18 protein-coding genes, 1 tRNA gene and 1 pseudogene are annotated in these 17255 nt (G+C 67.5%); 12 read left to right on the forward strand and 8 right to left on the reverse strand.

The features are described from left to right. Positions 1-302 precede the first annotated feature (302 nt). Positions 303-375: transfer RNA gene (locus tag AB0E02_RS35310), tRNA-Arg, on the forward strand. Between the two features lie 62 nt (positions 376-437). Here the strand turns inward: AB0E02_RS35310 and AB0E02_RS35315 are convergent. From AB0E02_RS35315 to AB0E02_RS35325, 3 genes are read right to left on the reverse strand one after another with little or no spacing between them, the layout of a single operon-like run. Continuing rightward, entirely contained in the window at positions 438-1142 is a 705-nt protein-coding gene (locus tag AB0E02_RS35315) for a hypothetical protein (protein WP_362147580.1), read from the reverse strand. Beyond that, the gene (locus AB0E02_RS35320) at positions 1067-1960 is read right to left on the reverse strand and encodes a hypothetical protein (RefSeq protein WP_362147588.1); all 894 of its coding nucleotides are present in this window, start codon (positions 1958-1960) and stop codon (positions 1067-1069) included. The genes AB0E02_RS35315 and AB0E02_RS35320 overlap by 76 nt, the downstream gene beginning before the upstream one ends. After that, on the reverse strand, positions 1957-2157 hold the full coding sequence (locus AB0E02_RS35325; protein WP_362147534.1) for a helix-turn-helix domain-containing protein: 201 nt from the start codon (positions 2155-2157) through the stop codon (positions 1957-1959). The genes AB0E02_RS35320 and AB0E02_RS35325 overlap by 4 nt, the downstream gene beginning before the upstream one ends. Before the next feature lie 1865 nt (positions 2158-4022). Here AB0E02_RS35325 and mobC point away from each other — a divergent pair. The 4 genes from mobC (at position 4023) to AB0E02_RS35345 (ending at position 7560) form a co-directional block, all read left to right on the forward strand. Beyond that, positions 4023-4460, forward strand: coding sequence for a plasmid mobilization relaxosome protein MobC (gene mobC / locus AB0E02_RS35330; protein ID WP_362147537.1), 438 nt, complete (start codon positions 4023-4025; stop codon positions 4458-4460). A gap of 6 nt (positions 4461-4466) precedes the next feature. After that, on the forward strand, positions 4467-6167 hold the full coding sequence (locus AB0E02_RS35335; RefSeq protein ID WP_362147540.1) for a mobilization protein: 1701 nt from the start codon (positions 4467-4469) through the stop codon (positions 6165-6167). Positions 6168-6245: 78 nt separating this feature from the next. Beyond that, a complete protein-coding gene (locus tag AB0E02_RS35340; RefSeq protein WP_362147543.1) occupies positions 6246-6647 on the forward strand; it encodes an ATP-binding protein in 402 nt (133 codons plus the stop codon). A gap of 127 nt (positions 6648-6774) precedes the next feature. Next, entirely contained in the window at positions 6775-7560 is a 786-nt protein-coding gene (locus AB0E02_RS35345) for an SDR family oxidoreductase (protein WP_362147546.1), read from the forward strand. A gap of 18 nt (positions 7561-7578) precedes the next feature. Here AB0E02_RS35345 and AB0E02_RS35350 read toward each other — a convergent pair whose 3' ends face one another. From AB0E02_RS35350 to AB0E02_RS35360, 3 genes are all read right to left on the reverse strand, one after another. Then, complete coding sequence (locus AB0E02_RS35350) at positions 7579-8136, reverse strand: flavoprotein (RefSeq protein WP_362147549.1); 558 nt, start codon at positions 8134-8136, stop codon at positions 7579-7581. A 138-nt stretch (positions 8137-8274) separates the two neighbouring features. Beyond that, a complete protein-coding gene (locus AB0E02_RS35355) occupies positions 8275-8688 on the reverse strand; it encodes an NUDIX hydrolase (RefSeq protein WP_362147553.1) in 414 nt (137 codons plus the stop codon). Next, a complete protein-coding gene (locus tag AB0E02_RS35360; RefSeq protein ID WP_362147582.1) occupies positions 8685-9344 on the reverse strand; it encodes an NUDIX hydrolase in 660 nt (219 codons plus the stop codon). The genes AB0E02_RS35355 and AB0E02_RS35360 overlap by 4 nt, the downstream gene beginning before the upstream one ends. 403 nt (positions 9345-9747) lie before the next feature. On the opposite strand from AB0E02_RS35360, the gene AB0E02_RS35365 reads away from it, so the two are divergent. The 7 genes from AB0E02_RS35365 (at position 9748) to AB0E02_RS35395 (ending at position 14967) form a co-directional block, all read left to right on the forward strand. Then, positions 9748-10257 (forward strand): nucleoside-diphosphate kinase, encoded by a 510-nt coding sequence (locus AB0E02_RS35365; protein WP_362147556.1) that lies wholly within the window; start codon positions 9748-9750, stop codon positions 10255-10257. Between the two features lie 79 nt (positions 10258-10336). Beyond that, on the forward strand, positions 10337-10636 hold the full coding sequence (locus AB0E02_RS35370) for a hypothetical protein (protein ID WP_362147559.1): 300 nt from the start codon (positions 10337-10339) through the stop codon (positions 10634-10636). Positions 10637-10799: 163 nt separating this feature from the next. After that, on the forward strand, positions 10800-11384 hold the full coding sequence (locus AB0E02_RS35375; RefSeq protein ID WP_362147562.1) for a hypothetical protein: 585 nt from the start codon (positions 10800-10802) through the stop codon (positions 11382-11384). Between the two features lie 40 nt (positions 11385-11424). Further along, positions 11425-12189, forward strand: coding sequence for a hypothetical protein (locus AB0E02_RS35380; RefSeq protein WP_362147565.1), 765 nt, complete (start codon positions 11425-11427; stop codon positions 12187-12189). 2 nt (positions 12190-12191) lie between these two features. After that, a complete protein-coding gene (locus tag AB0E02_RS35385; RefSeq protein ID WP_362147585.1) occupies positions 12192-13583 on the forward strand; it encodes a hypothetical protein in 1392 nt (463 codons plus the stop codon). 73 nt (positions 13584-13656) lie between these two features. After that, positions 13657-14379, forward strand: coding sequence for a methyltransferase domain-containing protein (locus AB0E02_RS35390; protein WP_362147568.1), 723 nt, complete (start codon positions 13657-13659; stop codon positions 14377-14379). Between the two features lie 129 nt (positions 14380-14508). Then, positions 14509-14967 carry an ATP-binding protein gene (locus tag AB0E02_RS35395; RefSeq protein WP_362147571.1) on the forward strand — a complete coding sequence of 153 codons (459 nt, stop codon included), beginning with the start codon at positions 14509-14511 and terminating at the stop codon, positions 14965-14967. 75 nt (positions 14968-15042) lie between these two features. On the opposite strand, the pseudogene AB0E02_RS35400 reads toward AB0E02_RS35395, so the two are convergent. Beyond that, positions 15043-15249 (reverse strand): annotated as a pseudogene (locus tag AB0E02_RS35400) (IS256 family transposase); the annotation flags it as partial. A gap of 38 nt (positions 15250-15287) precedes the next feature. Further along, positions 15288-16559: a hypothetical protein gene (locus tag AB0E02_RS35405; protein ID WP_362147574.1), complete on the reverse strand. Its 1272-nt coding sequence runs from the start codon at positions 16557-16559 to the stop codon at positions 15288-15290. Positions 16560-17255 lie beyond the last annotated feature (696 nt).

Here is a 17255-nt window from a genome sequence, read left to right on the forward strand (position 1 = left end):
CATGTGCAGAATGCCCAATTTCGTTGGCTTTTTGAAGCGTATAACCCCTCGTGCGCGCCGCAAGAACCCCCACAGAATGGGACGAGTGACGCATGAGACGTCCGCGACAACTGAGACGCAGGCATAACGAGTGCACAACACCCGCCACGCCGCGCGTCAAAAGCGGTGCAGGATTCGTACCTGCCTGCGATTATCGGGACCGCTTCACCGAACCTCCACAACGTGCCACGGAGGTGAAGCAACCGGGACGAGGTACCCGGGCCTCTATCCTGGTCCGCGGTCCGTGATCCACGCCCACACCGGCCCCCGTAGCTCAGTGGATAGAGCAGGTGCCTTCTAAGCACTTGGCCGCAGGTTCGAGTCCTGCCGGGGGCGCTCTTCCCCTCCCGTTCTACTGCCCTCCCCTGCGGAGGGCTTTCTTGCAGGTCAGAGGCGGTTTAACGGATGCGGCGCGCCGCCTGCGGCAGGGCCGGAACGGCTCCCGGCGGCGCGGGCGCCAGTCCGACTGACACCGGTTTTGAACGGCTCTCGGCGGGTGTTCTTCCCGAAAACTTCCCGAAGTTTTCCGACGGTCCCTCGGCGGCTGCGGGAACCTCCGGCAGCTGCTGAGGTCCTTCGATCCGTCCCTGGAGTTCGGTCAGCTGCCCGGTGATGCATCGTGTGTAGGTCGCCAGGAGGACGGGGACACTGTTGCCCGCCCAGGCGGCGACCTGGGCCGGCGGGACACCGTTGTTGAGCCACGTCGTCAGGCAGGTGTGGCGCAGGTCGTACACACGCTTGCCGACGGGCGAGCTGTACTCGTGCTCGTCGAGGACGGCCTTGCGGGCCTTGCGCCAGACCCGCCGGAACACCGATCCAGTGAGCAGCCCGCCCTTCTCCCCGGGGAAGAGCAGATCGCCGGGCCGGAGGCCGTCCTCCTCGATCAGATCTCGCAGGATCGCGACAAGGGCGGGATGCGCAGGGACAGGCCGGGTGTCACCGACGGCTCGCCCTTTGAGGTCACGGGTCTCATGGACTTCTCGGTCATCGGTCCAGTTACGGCCGACCTCGGGCTCGGCGGTGTGGATCAGGAGCTCTCCCCACCCGGTCGCCGGCAGCGTCGCGGCATCGACCCGCAGGGCGACGGCTTCCTCCGGACGCAGGCCCGCGTAGTAGAGGGTGGCGAAGAACGCGCGGAGGCGGTAGCCGGTGCGGGGGCGGTCACCGATCCAGGCCAGGAGGCCGGCGACCTGGCCGGGTGGAGGAGCGACCGCTTGTCCACGGCCCCGGCTGCCTTGGGTGCGGCGTTCTCGTCCTTCCCCTTGGGCAGCGGGTTGGTCCTGAGGAGCCTCTGCCGGATGGCCTGCTTCAGGACCACGTTCGTGATGCGCCGGTCGCGGTTGACGGAGCTGGCGGCAGTCCGTGACCCGTCCAACCGGGTGCCAAGCGCGAGCATGACGTGGTCGACGTGCTTGAGGTCCTCCCAAGCGCGCATCGGTAGGGAGTTGCGTCGGATCCAGGACAGGATCGTGCGTATCTCGGGAGGGGCCTCGTCGCGTCGGTTCTTGTTGAACGCGTACTCGCGCAGGGCCGTGCGGACCTCGACAGGGTCGAAGTGCGTCGGCTGGGCATGCAGCAGGGCGAGAGTGATCTTCGTCAGGACCTTGGCTGTGCTCTTGCGGTTGTTCGCCGAGATGCGGGGCCACTTCATGTCGACGTACTGGAGGGCGAATTCGTACCAGGTGATCTCGGCCGTGGGCGAGGCATGGGAGACCGGGCGTCCGGTCGCCAGGTCGAAGGGTTCGCCGTTGTTCGCAGCAACGAGCAGCGTTGCGCGGAAGGACTCCGCGAGGGCGCTGGTCTTGAAGGTCTCGCCGCGGCGCTTGCCGTTGACGGACCAGCGGACGGTGTGGGTGGTGCCGCGCTTTCCCTTGTAGACCTCCGTGTCGTAGAAGCGGACCTTGAAGGACCGGTCTGTCACGCGCGGCTCTCGCAGTCCGTCAGCCAGTTCTCGATGTCGCTGCGCCGAATGCGCAGGGCACCGTTCGGGATCCGTATGCAGTGCGGAGCCTGGCCTTTCTGCCGCCACTCGTAGAAGGTCGAGCGCGAGATGCGCAGTTCGCTGCAGAACTCGTCGACGGTCAGCTTGTCGTTCGGGCGGCGGGGGTTGCGGGTCAAGCCGATGCCTCCCTCACGACACAGCCGGCGGACAGGCCGGGGCAGGCAGGCATGACAAGGGCAGGGGGCATCGCAGATCGGTACATGGGTTCCTCACTCGACGTGGGGCGCAGGGAGCGCGACACGCACGCCGTTGTAGGGGGAGACGATTCGCCAGGGTTGGTTCTTCGCCTGGTCGCAGGGGGACTCAGCACGCGCCTCGTCCGAACTCCTTTCCGCTTGAGCACACGGCACTGGTCCCCCCACGTCCGCACGGACTGCGCCACCACGTGCAGCAGGGTGCGGACCTGTTCCATCGTCAGGAGAAACCCGGATTTCGGAATTCCGGGATCCCCTGCTACAGGCGGCTCCTGGCACCGGTCGTCGACGTTGCTGCCGGGCAGTCGACGAAGACTCGCTGAAGGTTCGTCGAGCCCTCGCGAGTATTCGACGAGGGCTCGACGAGCCTTCGGCGAGTCCTCCCGCAATCCGCTTTGTGGTAGTTCGACGGCTCGAAGGAGGGGCCTGCCATCAACACGCCCTTGGAACCATCACTCTCCGCCGAGGTTTGCGGGCCCCACCACCCCTCAACGGAAAACTGCAGGTCAGACGGCATTCGACGAGCCCTCGTCAATTTTTGACGAGGGCTCGTCGAGGGCTCGTCGTCTGGATCTAGGATCTTGGATCCTGGATCTTCCTTTCGGGGCGCGGTGCGCCGCGCCTCCGCGACCCTGGCTGGAGGCCGATCGAGGTCACGCACCGGGGGTAGTCGCTTCGCCGACGAACTCTCCACCGGTCTCGGACCGATCACTCTCGCCGCGGCCATGGCCAATCCGGAATCTTCGGTTACGGTGTTGGCCGCGAGCCCCGCCGACTGGCCACCACACTCTCGTCGCTACGCCGCCCGCCTCCTGAGATACCGCTTCCGCCCACAACTCGAACAGCCCGCATGTCGCCCCCGTGTCGGCTCGTCAGCGCATTTCCGCGCACGGTCGACACCGACCCCCAGCAAGCTGATCATCGGCCTCCAGATCGCCACTGAGCGCCTCTGACCTCTCCAGTCATCACCTGAGCAGGCACCCGGCGGCCTGCCCCAGCCCGCAAGGCACTGGGCGTAGCGCTCAGCGGCGGACCAGAGCAGCGAGCATTCAGCGAACCGTCCGCCACGCTGCGGACCAATCACCCTCCAGCCATTTGGTCCGGACCGCGGACCAGACGGCGCTCCCCGACACCCGGACTGCGGACTGCGGACTGCGGACTGCGGACCAACATCGCGGACCGAATCGAACCGAGGCACCTGCGGACCGGTCCCCGAACTGCCCGAACACCGGTCCGCGGACCAGCCGCCCAACTCCGCGGACCACCACGGAGCCCAGCCCGGTCCGCAAGTCCTTCCGGTCCGCAGACCGGTCCGGCGGACCGAGACGGAGTAACAGGTCAGCCCGCTGGTCCGCCGACAGCGGACCGGTGCTCCCGCGGACCGCGGACCGACCTCTGCGGACGGCGGTCCGGACCGAAGGCTCGGTCCGTCGCGGTGATCGGCGGACCGTCTGCGATGCGCCGTCATTCCTGCTGCGGACCGCGGACCGCGGACCGCGGACCGCGCAGTCGATCTGCCGGACCGTGGACCGGACGCCGAGGTCCGGGCTTGCGGACCTCGGGCTACCGCAGCGTCATCCAGCTACTGGCGCCAGTAGCCCACAGCACCTCGACGGCACCGAGTCCTGTTCACACCCACACACCACGGAAAGAACGCTCATGCATGACCACTTCCAGGCGGCCATCCCCACCACGAGGCGCACAGGGCCACTTCGGCTGGAGGCGGAGCAAGCTGTAGCACTGGACCGTCCAAGGGCCGGTCCAGTGCGCTTGCCTTCGCCCCAGGGGTGGCGGAGGATGCCCCGCGCCAGGGGGCGCAGGACCAGCAGCTCGTGGCCGAGGGCGGCCACGAGCAGAGGACGAAGCAGGGCCGGCGCCGCTCCCGCCAGCCCAAGCAGCGTTCCGAGCGCCAGACCTTCCGCGCCAGCGCAGACGAGGCCGCCGAGATCCAGAAGGCCGCCGACGCCAAGGGCATCTCCAAAGCCCGGTTCATCGCGCAGGCCGTCCACGCCGAACTCCACGGCCGTCCCCGCCTCGACCAGGACGAGGCCCTCGACCGCCTGGAAGCCGCCCGCATCCAGCTCGTCCGGGCCGGCACCAACCTCAACCAGATCGCCAAGGTCCTCAACTCCGGTGGCGACGCCCTCCACATCGCCCGCTCCGCCGACGCCGTAGCCGACGCCGCCACCGAGATCCGTGCCGCCACACGGAAGTTGGTGAGCTGAACCGCCTTGATCCCCGACGTCTCCCGCGGCAGCCGCACCATCGGCCTGCTCCACTACCTCTACCGAACCAGCGACATCGAAGCCCACATCGACCCCCACCTCGTCGCCGCCTACGACCCCCACCTGCCCGACCCCGGCCGCGACCCCAACGCCACCTTCAGCGAACTGGCCGCCGACCTCGATCTATGGGTCGACGCCCTCGGCGACAAGGCCCCCAAAAAGCACGTGTGGCACTGCCCCGTCCGCACCGCCCCCGGCGACCGGACCCTGACCGACGAGGAGTGGGCCACCGTCGCCCGCCGTGTCCTCAACGCGACCGGCATCGCCCCCGACGGCGACGACCAAGCCTGCCGCTGGATCGCCGTCCGCCACGCCCCCGACCACATCCACATCGTCGCCACCCTCGTCCGCGCCGACCGCACCCGCCCCCGCCACCACAAGGACGCCACCCGCGCTCAAGCCGAATGCCGCAAGATCGAGAAGGAATTCGGGCTGCGCCGCCTGAACCCCGGCGACGGCACCGCCGCCAAGCGGCCCAGCAGTGCCGAGCGCTTCAAGGCCGAGCGGCTGGGGCGGGGTATCACCTCACGCGAGCGTCTGCGCACCACCGTCCGCCAGTTGGTGTCCATCGCCACCAGCCCGGAGGATTTCCTTCACCTGCTCGATAGCGTCAAGGGCGTCCTCGTCGACGTCCAGCACTTCCCCTCCGGCGACATACGTGGGTACAAGGTCGCCGTTGAAGGCGACACCAACGCCGCAGGCGAGCCCGTCTGGTGCTCCGGCGCCAAACTCGCTCCGGACTTGTCCTTCCCCAAGATCGCGGAACGCCTCACCGCCATCGAGGCCCCGACCGCCACCAAGCCCACCGTCCGGCGCAGGCCCAGTCCCTGGCACCAGGCCACCGCCGCAGCCGAACGCATCCCCCACCGCCTCGACCGCAGCGACGATGAAGTCGCCCAGGCCCACATCGCGGCCTTCGGCGAAGCCATCGACGCCCTGCCGCTACTCGCCCCCAGCCACCTACGACCACAGCTGCAGCAGGCTGCCACCGCGTTCGAACGCGCCACCCGCTCCCGCATCTACGCCCAGCAGAACCAGGCCCGCGCCCTGCGCGGCGCCTTCCGGGCTCTGCGCACCGCACCGGTCACCGGCGACGGGTCCGGGCTGGCGATGTTCCTCGACATCGCCGTCCTCGTCGTTATCGCCGCAGCCCGCTGGCACCAGGCCCGCCAGCACGACCAGCAGGTCGCCGCCGCCCACCAGACCCTGGCCCATCTCCAGGCCGCCTACCAGCAGGCCGCCGCCGGGCCGCTGGCCGCCCTGGCCCAGCGCACACCACCGGTCCGCATCATGGAACGGCAGGCCCAGCGGGTCCTCGTGATCGTGCCCGACTACGCGCAGCAGGTCCTCGACGATCCCGCCTGGCCGCCTCTGGCCGCTGTCCTGGCCGATGCCGAGACCGCTGGACACGATCCCGAGCAGCTCCTTCAGCACGCCGCCCGGCAACGCACCCTGGACGACGCCTGCTCCACCGCCAGGACCCTCACCTGGCGCGTCCAACGCCTCGCCGCCAGGCAGGCCCCGAGCGACCGAGCACGAGCCGCCCAAGCCCGCACGACCGCGACAGCACGACCGGCACAGCCCGGCCACGACACACCGATCCACTCGCAGCACGCTCCCGGGGCAACACCTGCCCGCCACCGGTGACTCCGGTCCGGAACCCGGATGATCAAGCGTATTCCGGGCAGACGACTGGTCCGAGACAGCCGGACGCTGGAGAGACCCATGGTGCAGCCACCCGAGGAGGACAAACACTCCTCCCCCGCCCACCAGGGGTACATCCGCACGGCAGCCCAGGCACGCGACGTCACCCGCGGTTTCCTCGCCTCGCTGGGCGCGTCCAACAGGACGGAAGCCGAGGCGGTGCTCTTGGTGGGGTCCGAGCTGGTGACCAACGCCGAGCGGCACGCCCGCGGCGTCACCGGATTCCGACTGGAAGCCGGCCCAGGCAGCATCATGGTCACCGTCTCCGATGCCAGCACCGACCCGCCACGACTCCGGCACACCAATGCCTTTGAGCCAGGCGGGTTCGGCTGGTACCTCGTCCAGGACCTGGCCGCCGACGTCACCGTCGAGATCCAGCCCCACGGCAAGTCCGTCCGGGCCCTCCTGCCGCTGGCTCACTGAACACCCGACAGCTCGATCACCGTCCACCAGGGCGGGTGGCGCCTCCCCACCTCTCCACGCTGGCGGGGCCCGCATCCAAGTCGATCGGGTTGCCGTCCCCACTCAGTAGGCTGAACGATTGCGCCTTGTGACTGCTGATGAGAAGCCGCTGTCCCATGCCGTCAGGCCGGTCGCGCTGGTGACCGGTGTCGGACGTTCCATCGGGATCGGTGCGGGCATCGCCTGCCGGTTGGCCGAGGCGGGCTGGAACGTCGCCTTCACGTACTGGACGCCGTACGACGCGCGCATGGCGTGGGGTATCGAGGCCGACGCCGCGGACACCATCGCCAATGCCCTGGCGGAACGGGGCGCCGACACGGCGGCGATCGAGGCAGACCTCGCCGACCCTGGGGCCCCGGAGCGAGTCTTTGACGAGGCTGAGCGCCGCCTTGGCGGCATCACCGCCTTGGTGATGTGCCACTGCGAGTCGGTCGACTCCGGCCTGCTCGACACCACCCTGGAAAGCTTCGACCGCCACTTCGCGGTCAACGCGCGGGCCACCTGGCTGCTGATCCGTGAGTACGGCCGTCGCTTCCACGGGACGCCGGGAACCGGGCGCGTGATCAGCCTCACCAGCGATCACACCGTCGGCAACCTGCCCTACGGGGCGAGCAAGGGCGCACTCGACCGCATCACCCTTGCCGCTGCCCACGAGCTGGCCCACCTCGGAATCACCGCCAACGTGATCAACCCGGGACCGGTCGACACCGGATGGATGTCCGACGACATCCGGGGCCACGTACTGCGTCAGACCCCGCTGGGACGCCTGGGGACCCCGCAGGACACTGCTCACCTGGTCGAGTTCCTGTGCTCACCGCAGGGCCAGTGGGTCAACGCCCAGCTGCTGCAGAGCAACGGCGGTTTCGCCAGCTGAGCGGCCGACCTGATGACATCACGCCCGCCCCAACACCTTCGGGGTGAGCAGCTCAAGCGCCTCCTCCCAGCGGAAGTGCTCCGCCCCGCCTCCGGCCTTCGGCCGGTGAGGCTCGTACGAGCCGAACAGGACGCCCATCCCTCGCAGCCGATCCAGGCTCTGGTCGTACGCGGGGTGGGCGGCCTGGGCCGTGTTCAGGTACGGCAGGGCAGCCGTGGGAACGCCGAGGCCGTACGCCTCGCACAAGATCCCCACGGCGAGGGTGTCAGAGATCCCGGCAGCCCACTTGTTGATGGTGTTGAAAGTGGCGGGTGCCACCGCGATCGCGTCCGGTGGGGGCAGCGGGCGTGGGGCGCCGGGCGAGCGCCAGGCTGAGCGGATCGGATAGCCGGTCTGGGTTTCGATGGCCTTCGCGTCTATGAAGCCGAGGCCCTGCGGGGTGGCGATGACGCCGACGTCCCAGTGCGCCTCCTGGGCAGCCGAGATCAGCTTGCCAACGTCACCGGCGATTCCGGCCGCGCACACGACGACGTACAGGAAGCGCTTCTTGGTCTGCTGGTCAGGCTGTTCGCTCACGCGGGCACTCCGAGCTGTTGGCAGAAGTCATGCAGTTCAAGCAGGGCACGGTTGACGTCCTTCCCGCTCGTTCTGAAGGAGGACATCCGGCTTTCCCTTGTCGCCTCTCAGGCCGTACACAGGGGCCAGCGTCGTCGACTAGCCGGCGAGAGCTGCATCCAGGTACTCCTGCACCGGCCCGAACAGCCCGTACGGAACGTACTCGGGGATCTCGCCGTGGGCCACCCAGGCAAGCTCGGCCAGTTCCTCGTCGTCCGCGACGTGCGCGGTGCCGCTGACCACTTCGCAGGCGGTGTAGGACATCAGCCTGCCCGTTGCCGGGTGGACGCGCTCGCCCAGCAGCTCGACGGCAGAGACGTTCAGTCCGGTCTCCTCCTTGGTCTCCCGCACGGCGGCGTCCTCGCGGGTTTCGCCGGGTTCGACTTCGCCGGCCGGGAACTGCCAGGAGAGCTTCCCCTCACTGATCCGGCGCCGGACCATCAGAACGCGTCCTTCGTGCACGATGATGGCCGCTGCAATGCCGGGTCGCTCATCGGCTGTCTGGTGCGTCACGTCTGCTCCTCCAGGACGGCAAGCGCGGGTGGGAAGATCGTATCGACGGGGATGAAACGGGTCACCGCGTTTCTGGGAACCCACATCACGTCGATGTTCTCGACGGCATCGGAGTTGGTGGCCTGGCCCGCGAGGTACTCGCACAGGAAGTACTCGCACAGGACGCCGGTCACCGGGTGGAGCCGGTTTCCGAGATGCTGCCGGATCGAGCAGTGCACGCCGGTCTCGTCCAGCGTTTCCCGCAAGGTCGCCGTCTCGGCCTTGGCGCCTGGTTTGATGACGCCTGCCGGGAACTGCCAGCTGAGGCCCGTTGCGTCATCGTCTCGTCGGCAGACCAGCAGCACCTCGCTGTCACGTATGACCACGGCGATCGCGACGCGCAGGGCTTGCGCACCTGCTGGGCCCGGCGCGGACGGGCCCCGTTCACCGGAGACCAGCAGCGCGAACCGCTGTCGTGCTGTGGGCGGGGCCTTCTCGTGGACGGTGTCGAGGAGCTGCTGCATCTCCTTGCGCGGCACTACGGCCGGGTCAGCGTGCCAGGCCGCCACGGTCCGCACCGCAATACCGAGCCGGGCCGCGAACTGCTCATTGGTGAGGCGCAGAGCGGACTGCAGCAGGCAGGCGTGGCGGCCATTCCAGAGTTCGATCACATCCACGTCTACCCCCTCCTTCGCCGCCGCCCTCAGTGCAGGAACGTGCGCACTGAAGGTGCACTCCGGCTGCACTGGCGGTTCATGGCTGTCCCGTAGGTGACTCGGAAGAATGATGGTTGCCAGGGCGGAGTGAGCCGCAGGTATCGCCCTGAGCGGCCAATCCGACTGCGCTCCAGAGCGCCGGTTGACCGAAGGGAGAGTCTAGGTGAGCGACCCCAACGAGTAGTGGGGACAACGCACTTGGCCGAAACGTGTCTCTGTTTTCAGCCCTATCGTGCCGCCTTCCGGTGTCCGCCATCCGAGGGACGGTCCGAGCGTCCGGTCGAGCAAGTGGGCGCCGGTAACCTCAGCTACCTGACGGCTGATGCGCCGTCAATCCCCATGCATACAAGCCGAAAGGGAATCCATGGCTGAGGATCAGGCACACCCCGTTGAGCGCACGCTCGTCCTGCTCAAGCCCGATGCGCTCGTGCGTGGCCTGGCGGGGAGGATCATCACCCGGTTCGAGGAAGCCGCGCTGAAGATCGTCGGCACCAAGATGAAGTGGATGGACGAGGAGTTCACTCGGCGGCACTACTTCGACCTGGAGGAGCGGCTGGGGTCGGAGGTCTACCGCGTCACGTCGACGTTCATGCAGCAGGGACCGGTCATCGCTCTGGTGCTGGAAGGGTTCGACGCCATTGCCACGGTGCGGAAGATCGTCGGCAGCACGTACCCGAACGAGGCGCCGGCGGGGACGGTGCGAGGCGACTTCTCGCACTACAGCGCCGCCGGCAGTATCGCCTCGGGCAAGGCCGTGGCCAACCTCGTGCACGCCTCCGGCAACAAGGAGGAAGCGCAGCAGGAGCTTGAGCTGTGGTTCGACAAGGACGAGCTGCACGACTACAAGACCCTCGCGGAGATCTACACCTACTAGCGGCGGGTTACAGCGTCACCGTCGGGACGCCGATGCGTTGAGCACCACCAGTGCACGACCTAACTTCAGAGGGGAAACCATGACCATCCAGTCCCGCCTGGCCTCCGCCGAGGAGCTGGAGTCCGTCTTCCAGCGCGAACTGACGACAGACCGGTGGGCTGCCACCGAGACGGCGTACGCCCTGGCCGTTCGCCATCGCGACCTGGGGGACCGGCCCAAGTCCCGTGAGTGGGTGCAGCAGTGCCTGCGACTCCTGGAGGGCTTCCCCAGCGACACCGAGGACCAGGTGGCCACCAGCCGCACCTCGGTGGGGGGCGTCCAGCTCCCGACCTACCTGCACGAAGGCGTCGTCCGGGAACGCTTCGGCGACCTGGACTGACCAGTGATCCATCCGGCGGGGTGGTGAGCCGGGCCGAATATCGGCCCCACCGCCCCGCCCTGACCCACAACCGCATAAGCAGCAGCCGCCCGAACCGGCTACCCACCCCCTTGGCGCCGGTCCGGCTGGCTCCGTCATGCCTGATTCAGGAGGCGATACCCCCATGCCCATCGAGATCGAGATGCGTGCCCGCTTCGGTAAGGAAGCCCGTGATCAGCTCGTCGACCGTCTGAAGAGGGACGGCGAGGACCTGGGCCTCGACGACAAGCACATCTACTTCTACGTACTGCAGGACCAGTTGCTGAAGGTCACCGACAACACGGCCGCCGGGACCGCCAAGATCACCCTCAAGGGAAGCAGGATCGGCCAGGGCGCCGCATTCGCGGAGACCGAGTTCGCCATCGCCCCGGCCGACGTGGATGCCGCAGTGAAGCTGTTCAACGCTCTCGGGTACGAGGGAGCAATGCACGAGGCGTCCAATCTCCGGCACAACTTCCGCTTCGACGGTGTCGAGATCGCAGTCAAGTGGAGCGAGGCATGGGGATACCACGCCGAATTCGGGGTCCTGCTGGACGACGACGCCCCGGACGCCGCTCGTGCCGAGGCGGCCGCCAGGATCACGGACGTCGCCAATGAGCTGGGCGTCACCCTGATGACCGAGCAGGAGCTGGCCGAGTTCACCGCCGCCTTCGAAGCCGCTGAGAAGGAACGCAAGGAGCGCGAGCGACAGGCCGCGCCCATCCGGTAGGAGCACGTCACCGCGGAGACCACCGAGGGGGTGGGCACTGATGAGCACGACCCCAACGACCGCAAGCCTGATCGATCTTGCTGCCCGAGGGCAGCTGCCACTCCACCAGTACATGGACCGGGCCACCATCGACTGGATCACCACCAACCGGCCAGATCTCCCGCCGTCGCCGCATCCGGCCCTCCGACAGCTCTCGCAGTACCTTCTGCGGCGAGCCGCACTACCGCGCGACTGGATGGCCGAGCCCCGACTGTACGACTCGATCCACGGTGTCCGGCACGCCATGCGCACCGCAGCACTGGCCGCCACCCTCGCCGAGGCGAACGGCTTGGACGACGCCGACACCACCACCGCCATCGTGGCCGCCGCCGTCCACGACTGCCAGCGCCATCACGACAAGGACGACCGCGGCCACGGGGAACGCGCGGCGATCTGGCTCGCCGCCAACGCGGACACCGTCTGGGGCCGCTTTGATCTCACGGCCACACCGCGCCGCGTAACACGGGCCGCCACCGCCATCCGATTGCACGACGTGCCCTATGGCGCATTCAGCCCCGACGACCAGGCCGACTACCTGCGGACCCAGATCATCTGCGACGTGGTGAAGGCCGCCGACGCCCTGGACCGCTACCGCCTGCCGAAGACCAAGTGGTGGCCGAATGCCCAGCACGTCAAAGAGCCCGCCTTCGACACGTTCCGCAGCCTCGCTTTCGACCTCGTGAGCATCTCCGAGAAGGCCCACCTCGCCGGCGTCCACAGCCCGGCGGCCGTCCTGTACGCGCTTGCGGAGAAGGAGCTGGCGTGACCATGGACTTCCTCGACGCCTACCACCTCTGGGCCGACGCCCATGCCTTCTACGACACCACCCTCATCCCCAGCCCGGCCGACACGGACGACCCCCTGGTCCAGCAGTCGGCAGCCTGGGACGAGCGGCTCGCCGCCACACCGAACGGGCACCTGCTGCGGCAGAACTCCCTCTTCGACGCCCTCAACGGCAACGGCACGCTGCACCTCCTCCACGTCACCCACGCCCTTGAACAGATCAACGAGCAAGGCGTCCTCTACCCGTCCGGCGGCTGCCTCGTCGGCAGCATCTACTGTGCCCCGCTCACAGCTACGGACCGGGGTCTGCGGATGCACAACCTGGCCGCGTACGTCCTGACCAAAGAGGCGCCGGCCTTCCTGGCCAAGCTCGGCGTCACCGACCGCGTATCCACCCCGCTGATCTTCGAGATCAACACCCCACCGCAGGCGTACCGGGGCCTGGCGGGAGTGGACTACCTCCGGCTGGGCCTCATCCACTTACGGATCTACTGCCACCTCGAATACCTGCTGAGCAAGGGCGAGCGCCACCGCTTACGCGAGACCGTCGTGGCCAGGGTGAAGAACTCCGCCGCCTTCCTCGCCACCGCGGCGGCCGTGGCCTACCGAGGCTCACGCATCGCTCCCAGGCCCTTCCTCAGCCTGCTGGACGAGACCATCCCCCGCTTACCGATCCTCGGCTACCTGTACTTCGAGGTGCTGGCGGAGTACCTGATGCTCCACTCAACCTCGCCGCACACGCGACGCCTGGCCGACCTCGGAGAGCTCAACAACTGGCTCTACAAGGAGATGCTCTTCGCCTCCTACCCGAACACGGCCGGCAAGTTCGACCTCGCGAGGTTCCGCCCCCGGCCCAGCCAGCTGGCTGACCTCATTCACCAGGTCGAACCGACCATCGAGATCAACCACGCGGCCGACTACCTGGTCGAACGCATCAGCCACCTCATCGCAGCCCGGCTCTTCGCTCCCGGGGAGGTCCCCGAAGCCTGGCACCACACCCGCTGGGAATTCGACGCTCTCTCCACCCAGCTCGGCCCCCTGCTGGGCCACCTCATCCACCGGGAACTGCGCACCTTCGGCCGCTACCCCGACTTCTACTTCTACTTCGACCAGTACAAGGCCCTGCAAGCCTGGAACTACTGGAATCACATGGACATCGTCGCCCCGTTCAACGGCACGATGCCCAAGGGCGAGATCGGCATCAACCCCGCCTACCCCAACCTCGACTACCGCATCTGGCGCGCCGAACAGGACGACGCCGGCCACCTCCACCCGGCCGAGCAGCTCTCTCTGACCATCGCCCCGCGGCTGGTGGACATCAAGTACACGCTCATGCGCAACAACCAGTGGACCGCCCCGGCGCCCAGCGCCGCGTAACCCCCCACTGCCCTCACCAACAGCTGCTCTGCTACCTCTTCTTCCCCAGGAGCCCCGCCATGAGTTCTTCGGCATGCCCTCCGTCGATCTCCTCGGCGAGCAGATCGACGCCCTACTGGGCGCCCCTTCCACCACCCACGGCCTGGCCCGAGCACTCCGCACTGCGGCGTGGGAGATCGAACTCCACCGCTATCACCACGCCAGCCAGCGGGCCTGGCCCGACGGCCGCATCGACCAAAAGCCCGCCAAGGTCCAGATCGGCGGCGGGACCCACCGCATCGAGGACTTCTTCAACATCGACGCCGTCCCGCCGGCCGACCTGCTCTGGGATGTCCGCGAAGGCATCCCCCTGCACGACGACACCGTTGAGCTGATCTTCTCCGAGCACTTCCTGGAGCACATCGACTACCCCCGCTCCGCCAAGAACTACGTCCGCGAGGCTCGCCGCGCACTCACACCGGGCGGCAAGATCATCACCGGCGTCCCCGACGCCGCTTTCGCCCTCAGCCAGTACCCCGGGCCGCTGGACCCCGCAAACGAGATGATCGAGCGCTGGTATGCCAAGCGCGACTGCCGCAACGACATCAACACCCAGCTCGACCTCGTCAACCTCGTCTTCCGCGACCAGGACGACGACCCCAAGTACACCCCGCACCTCTGGGCCTACGACTACGAGAAGCTCGTCCAGCTCTTCACCGAAGCAGGCTTCGCCACCGTAGAGCCGTGGACCTTCGACCCCACGATCGCCAACCCGAAGCGCCGCTGGGGAAGCGTCTACGTCATTGCCACGAAGTAGCGATCTCCGCCGAGCCGACCGGCTTGGGCAGACACTGGCTGCCCTCTCTGTCCTGGGACTGCCACACAGGGGCGGTCAGCACCGGTACCCACTCGTGCTCAGCCACCCCCCGCCGAGGGAGGCATCGCCATGAAACAGGCCCATCAACCGACCAGCGATCTGACCCTTGCAGCCACGCCAAACGCCGTCTCCTGGGCCCGGCGCCATACCGTCGACGTCCTGCACCGATGGCAGCTCAGAAGCGAAGTTGTCGAGACAGCCCGACTCCTCGTCTCCGAACTCACGACCAACGCCGTCCGGCACGGTTGCCCAGCACCGGAAGTCGCTCCCTCAGTCTCCTGCATGGCCGGAACGATCTCTCTCATGCTTCGCCTGACGGGTTCGTGCGTACTCATCCTGGTCAGCGACTGCACCCCTCGTCCACCATTACGCCGCTTGGCGGACAACAACGCCATATGTGGACGCGGATTGCTTCTGACAGAAGCCATGGCCAGCCGCTGGGGCTACTACCACCCGCCTCGGCACGGCGGAAAAGTGGTCTGGGCGGAAGTATCCACCCAGCCCGGGGGTCTCGGTGAATACCAGTGAACCAACCCCGTCCGGAATGCCACTCGAAAGGCACCCGCTCAGATGACCACGGCTGCCTATGAGCCGCGAGGGCGCTCACGTCGCAACCGCCTCGGAGTGTTCGACAAGCTGGCTGCGTTCGAAGGGGGCTCCGGCGCGGGCGAGGGCGACGAGGTGGGGTGCGTTCACGGCCGGCCACCGCTGCTGTGCTGACTCGACGAGTCTGAAGACCATGGCCAGGGCGGTGGTGCGGGAGCCGACGCGATGGGTGACCTTGCTCCGCAGCCGGACGGCGGACAAAGTCAACGAATGATCTAGCGTGCGGCTACGGTTCTGGCGCCTCATTTCCGGCTCTGTCCACGCACGATGTCGACCAGGTCTGAGGGCAAGAACCTGGATCCGTAGATCAGACCGACCGCAGCCAAAGCGACGATGCCAATAATTGGGCTGGCCGCCGAGTCCGGTAGGCCAAGTAGCGAAGCACCCACTGCTGCACCGACAACCGCCACACCCAATGCCACTAGCCGCACCCATTCGCGGTTCACTGCTTTGGTGACGCCAGTCAGATCCTCGGAGTCGAGGAGAGCGGCAGTGCGGCCCACTGCATACCGTTCGGCCACCTTTAGCAGCATCTTGGCAAGGTCGTCGAAGACCACACGGATATCGGGATCCGTATCTTGCCTCGCCTCGGCGGCCCGCAGGGCACCGACAACATCCGCCGCATGCTCCTTGAGCTGACGTCGACGTGCCCGCCGCACCTCAAAGTGACGCATTCGCCAGGCTGACCAGATCACCCGCTCGGCATCGGAAAGGTTCACCCGAGGCGCGAACATAGGCGCTTCGCCGGTCCACGCGTCATATCTGGCGCGAGCGTGCCCGACAGCCCCTGCGCAGGCAAGAAGTCTCACGACGGCTCGGTACCGGGCCGTATCCCCGAAACGGACATTGATAAAGCTACCTATCAGCTCAAACCTGGGGCTGATTCTCTGATATCGGCCTGGAGTGCCAAAATCGTGGACTCGATCGAAGGCCGGTGCTGCGGCACGGAGCGCACGCAAGATCATGATTAGCAGAAGAATCACAAATAGAGCTGTAAGGCTCTCACGGGGCCTATCCCAGGGAGGAGAAGCGGGCGACAGCAGCGCTGTCGACTTGTCCCCCAGCCAGCCACCCGCATCCCGCATCCATGCCAGAAAGTTCGCATTTCCGAATGCCGAAGCCTCCAGAACTTCCTTCCATAGGCCTCGTGCACGACTGACAAGCCAGCCAACGTTGAGCAGGCCCCATGTCCAAAGCATCAGCCTGACGGCCTGGGCGCCTGCAGCGAAAGGAGCACACTCGTACCACCTGTTGACCGCCTCTGTGACGACGCCGCGACCCTCGCCCTCCCCCACCACATGCGGAGGCAAATGACGGTAAGCACTGTCAAGGCGACGTGCAGCCCGCCGACGCGCCCATGTGTAATACCGCGTGCCTAGCGGGTCGAGCACGCGGCGGCGTATCCAACGGTCCGACCCCGTTATCTCGGGTCCGAGCGCAACCGCCCCGAAGAAAACCGCGTAGATCGATAAGAAAACCAACCAACCAAGAATCGAGTTCAGTGCATCGATCACCTGGGTAGCCTCGCCCAACTCACCTGCGCCACAAGGCCAAGCATGCCTGAGAGCACGGGCCATGACCAGCCTGTGGCGGGCGCCACAGCCCCACATACGCAAATGCGGGCGGGAGCAGCTCGCTCGGAAGGCGAATCTGGTCATGGGTGGTTCTGGAACCCGATCGAGTTCAGGGATGAGGTCCTCTACCAGGCGGCGTTCGTCCCGACGCTCGCCCTGTTGCTGGCCAGCCCGCCACTGGGTCTTCCTCCGCGGCGGGACGGAATTGGTGCTGGCCTTCCTGGCGCAGGCGGTACGGCGGGCCCCGGAGCGCGGCGTTTTCCAGTACCACCACGCCCCCGCGCCCGAAGCGACCATGCCGACCCTGACCAAGGCGCTTCCCGTCATCCTCGTGCGCACCGGCTGCGCTGGGCGTCGCGATCGGCTTCTTCTGGCTATACGTGATGGGGCACTTCCGGATCGTGTTCACCGTCCCGTCGTGCTGGCCGGAATGATCGGCGCCATCGCAGCCGGCGCCGCCTGGGTCCGACACCGCACCTGCTCGCCCGCGCCCGCCAGCAGGTGAACCACAGGCAGCTGGGCACCTGCCCGCGCCCGGCAGGTGCCCACCGGGCACGGGCGCACCGGCACCGAAGGACTAGCTCGCTGCGCCCCCCCCCCGGGGGGGGGGGGGGGGGGGCGCGGGGGCCCGCCCCG

This window comes from Streptomyces sp. NPDC048196 (genome assembly GCF_040652715.1).
In the GTDB taxonomy this organism is placed as follows: domain Bacteria; phylum Actinomycetota; class Actinomycetes; order Streptomycetales; family Streptomycetaceae; genus Streptomyces; species Streptomyces siderophoricus.

Bases quoted from the DNA above. Each gene is read 5' to 3' on its own strand.
- AB0E02_RS35340 (WP_362147543.1), top strand. From the start codon at position 6,246: ATGGTGCAGCCACCCGAGGAGGACAAACACTCCTCCCCCGCCCACCAG.
- AB0E02_RS35380 (WP_362147565.1), top strand. From the start codon at position 11,425: ATGAGCACGACCCCAACGACCGCAAGCCTGATCGATCTTGCTGCCCGA.
- AB0E02_RS35370 (WP_362147559.1), top strand. From the start codon at position 10,337: ATGACCATCCAGTCCCGCCTGGCCTCCGCCGAGGAGCTGGAGTCCGTC.
- AB0E02_RS35385 (WP_362147585.1), top strand. From the start codon at position 12,192: ATGGACTTCCTCGACGCCTACCACCTCTGGGCCGACGCCCATGCCTTC.
- AB0E02_RS35395 (WP_362147571.1), top strand. From the start codon at position 14,509: ATGAAACAGGCCCATCAACCGACCAGCGATCTGACCCTTGCAGCCACG.
- AB0E02_RS35375 (WP_362147562.1), top strand. From the start codon at position 10,800: ATGCCCATCGAGATCGAGATGCGTGCCCGCTTCGGTAAGGAAGCCCGT.
- AB0E02_RS35365 (WP_362147556.1), top strand. From the start codon at position 9,748: ATGGCTGAGGATCAGGCACACCCCGTTGAGCGCACGCTCGTCCTGCTC.
- AB0E02_RS35390 (WP_362147568.1), top strand. From the start codon at position 13,657: ATGCCCTCCGTCGATCTCCTCGGCGAGCAGATCGACGCCCTACTGGGC.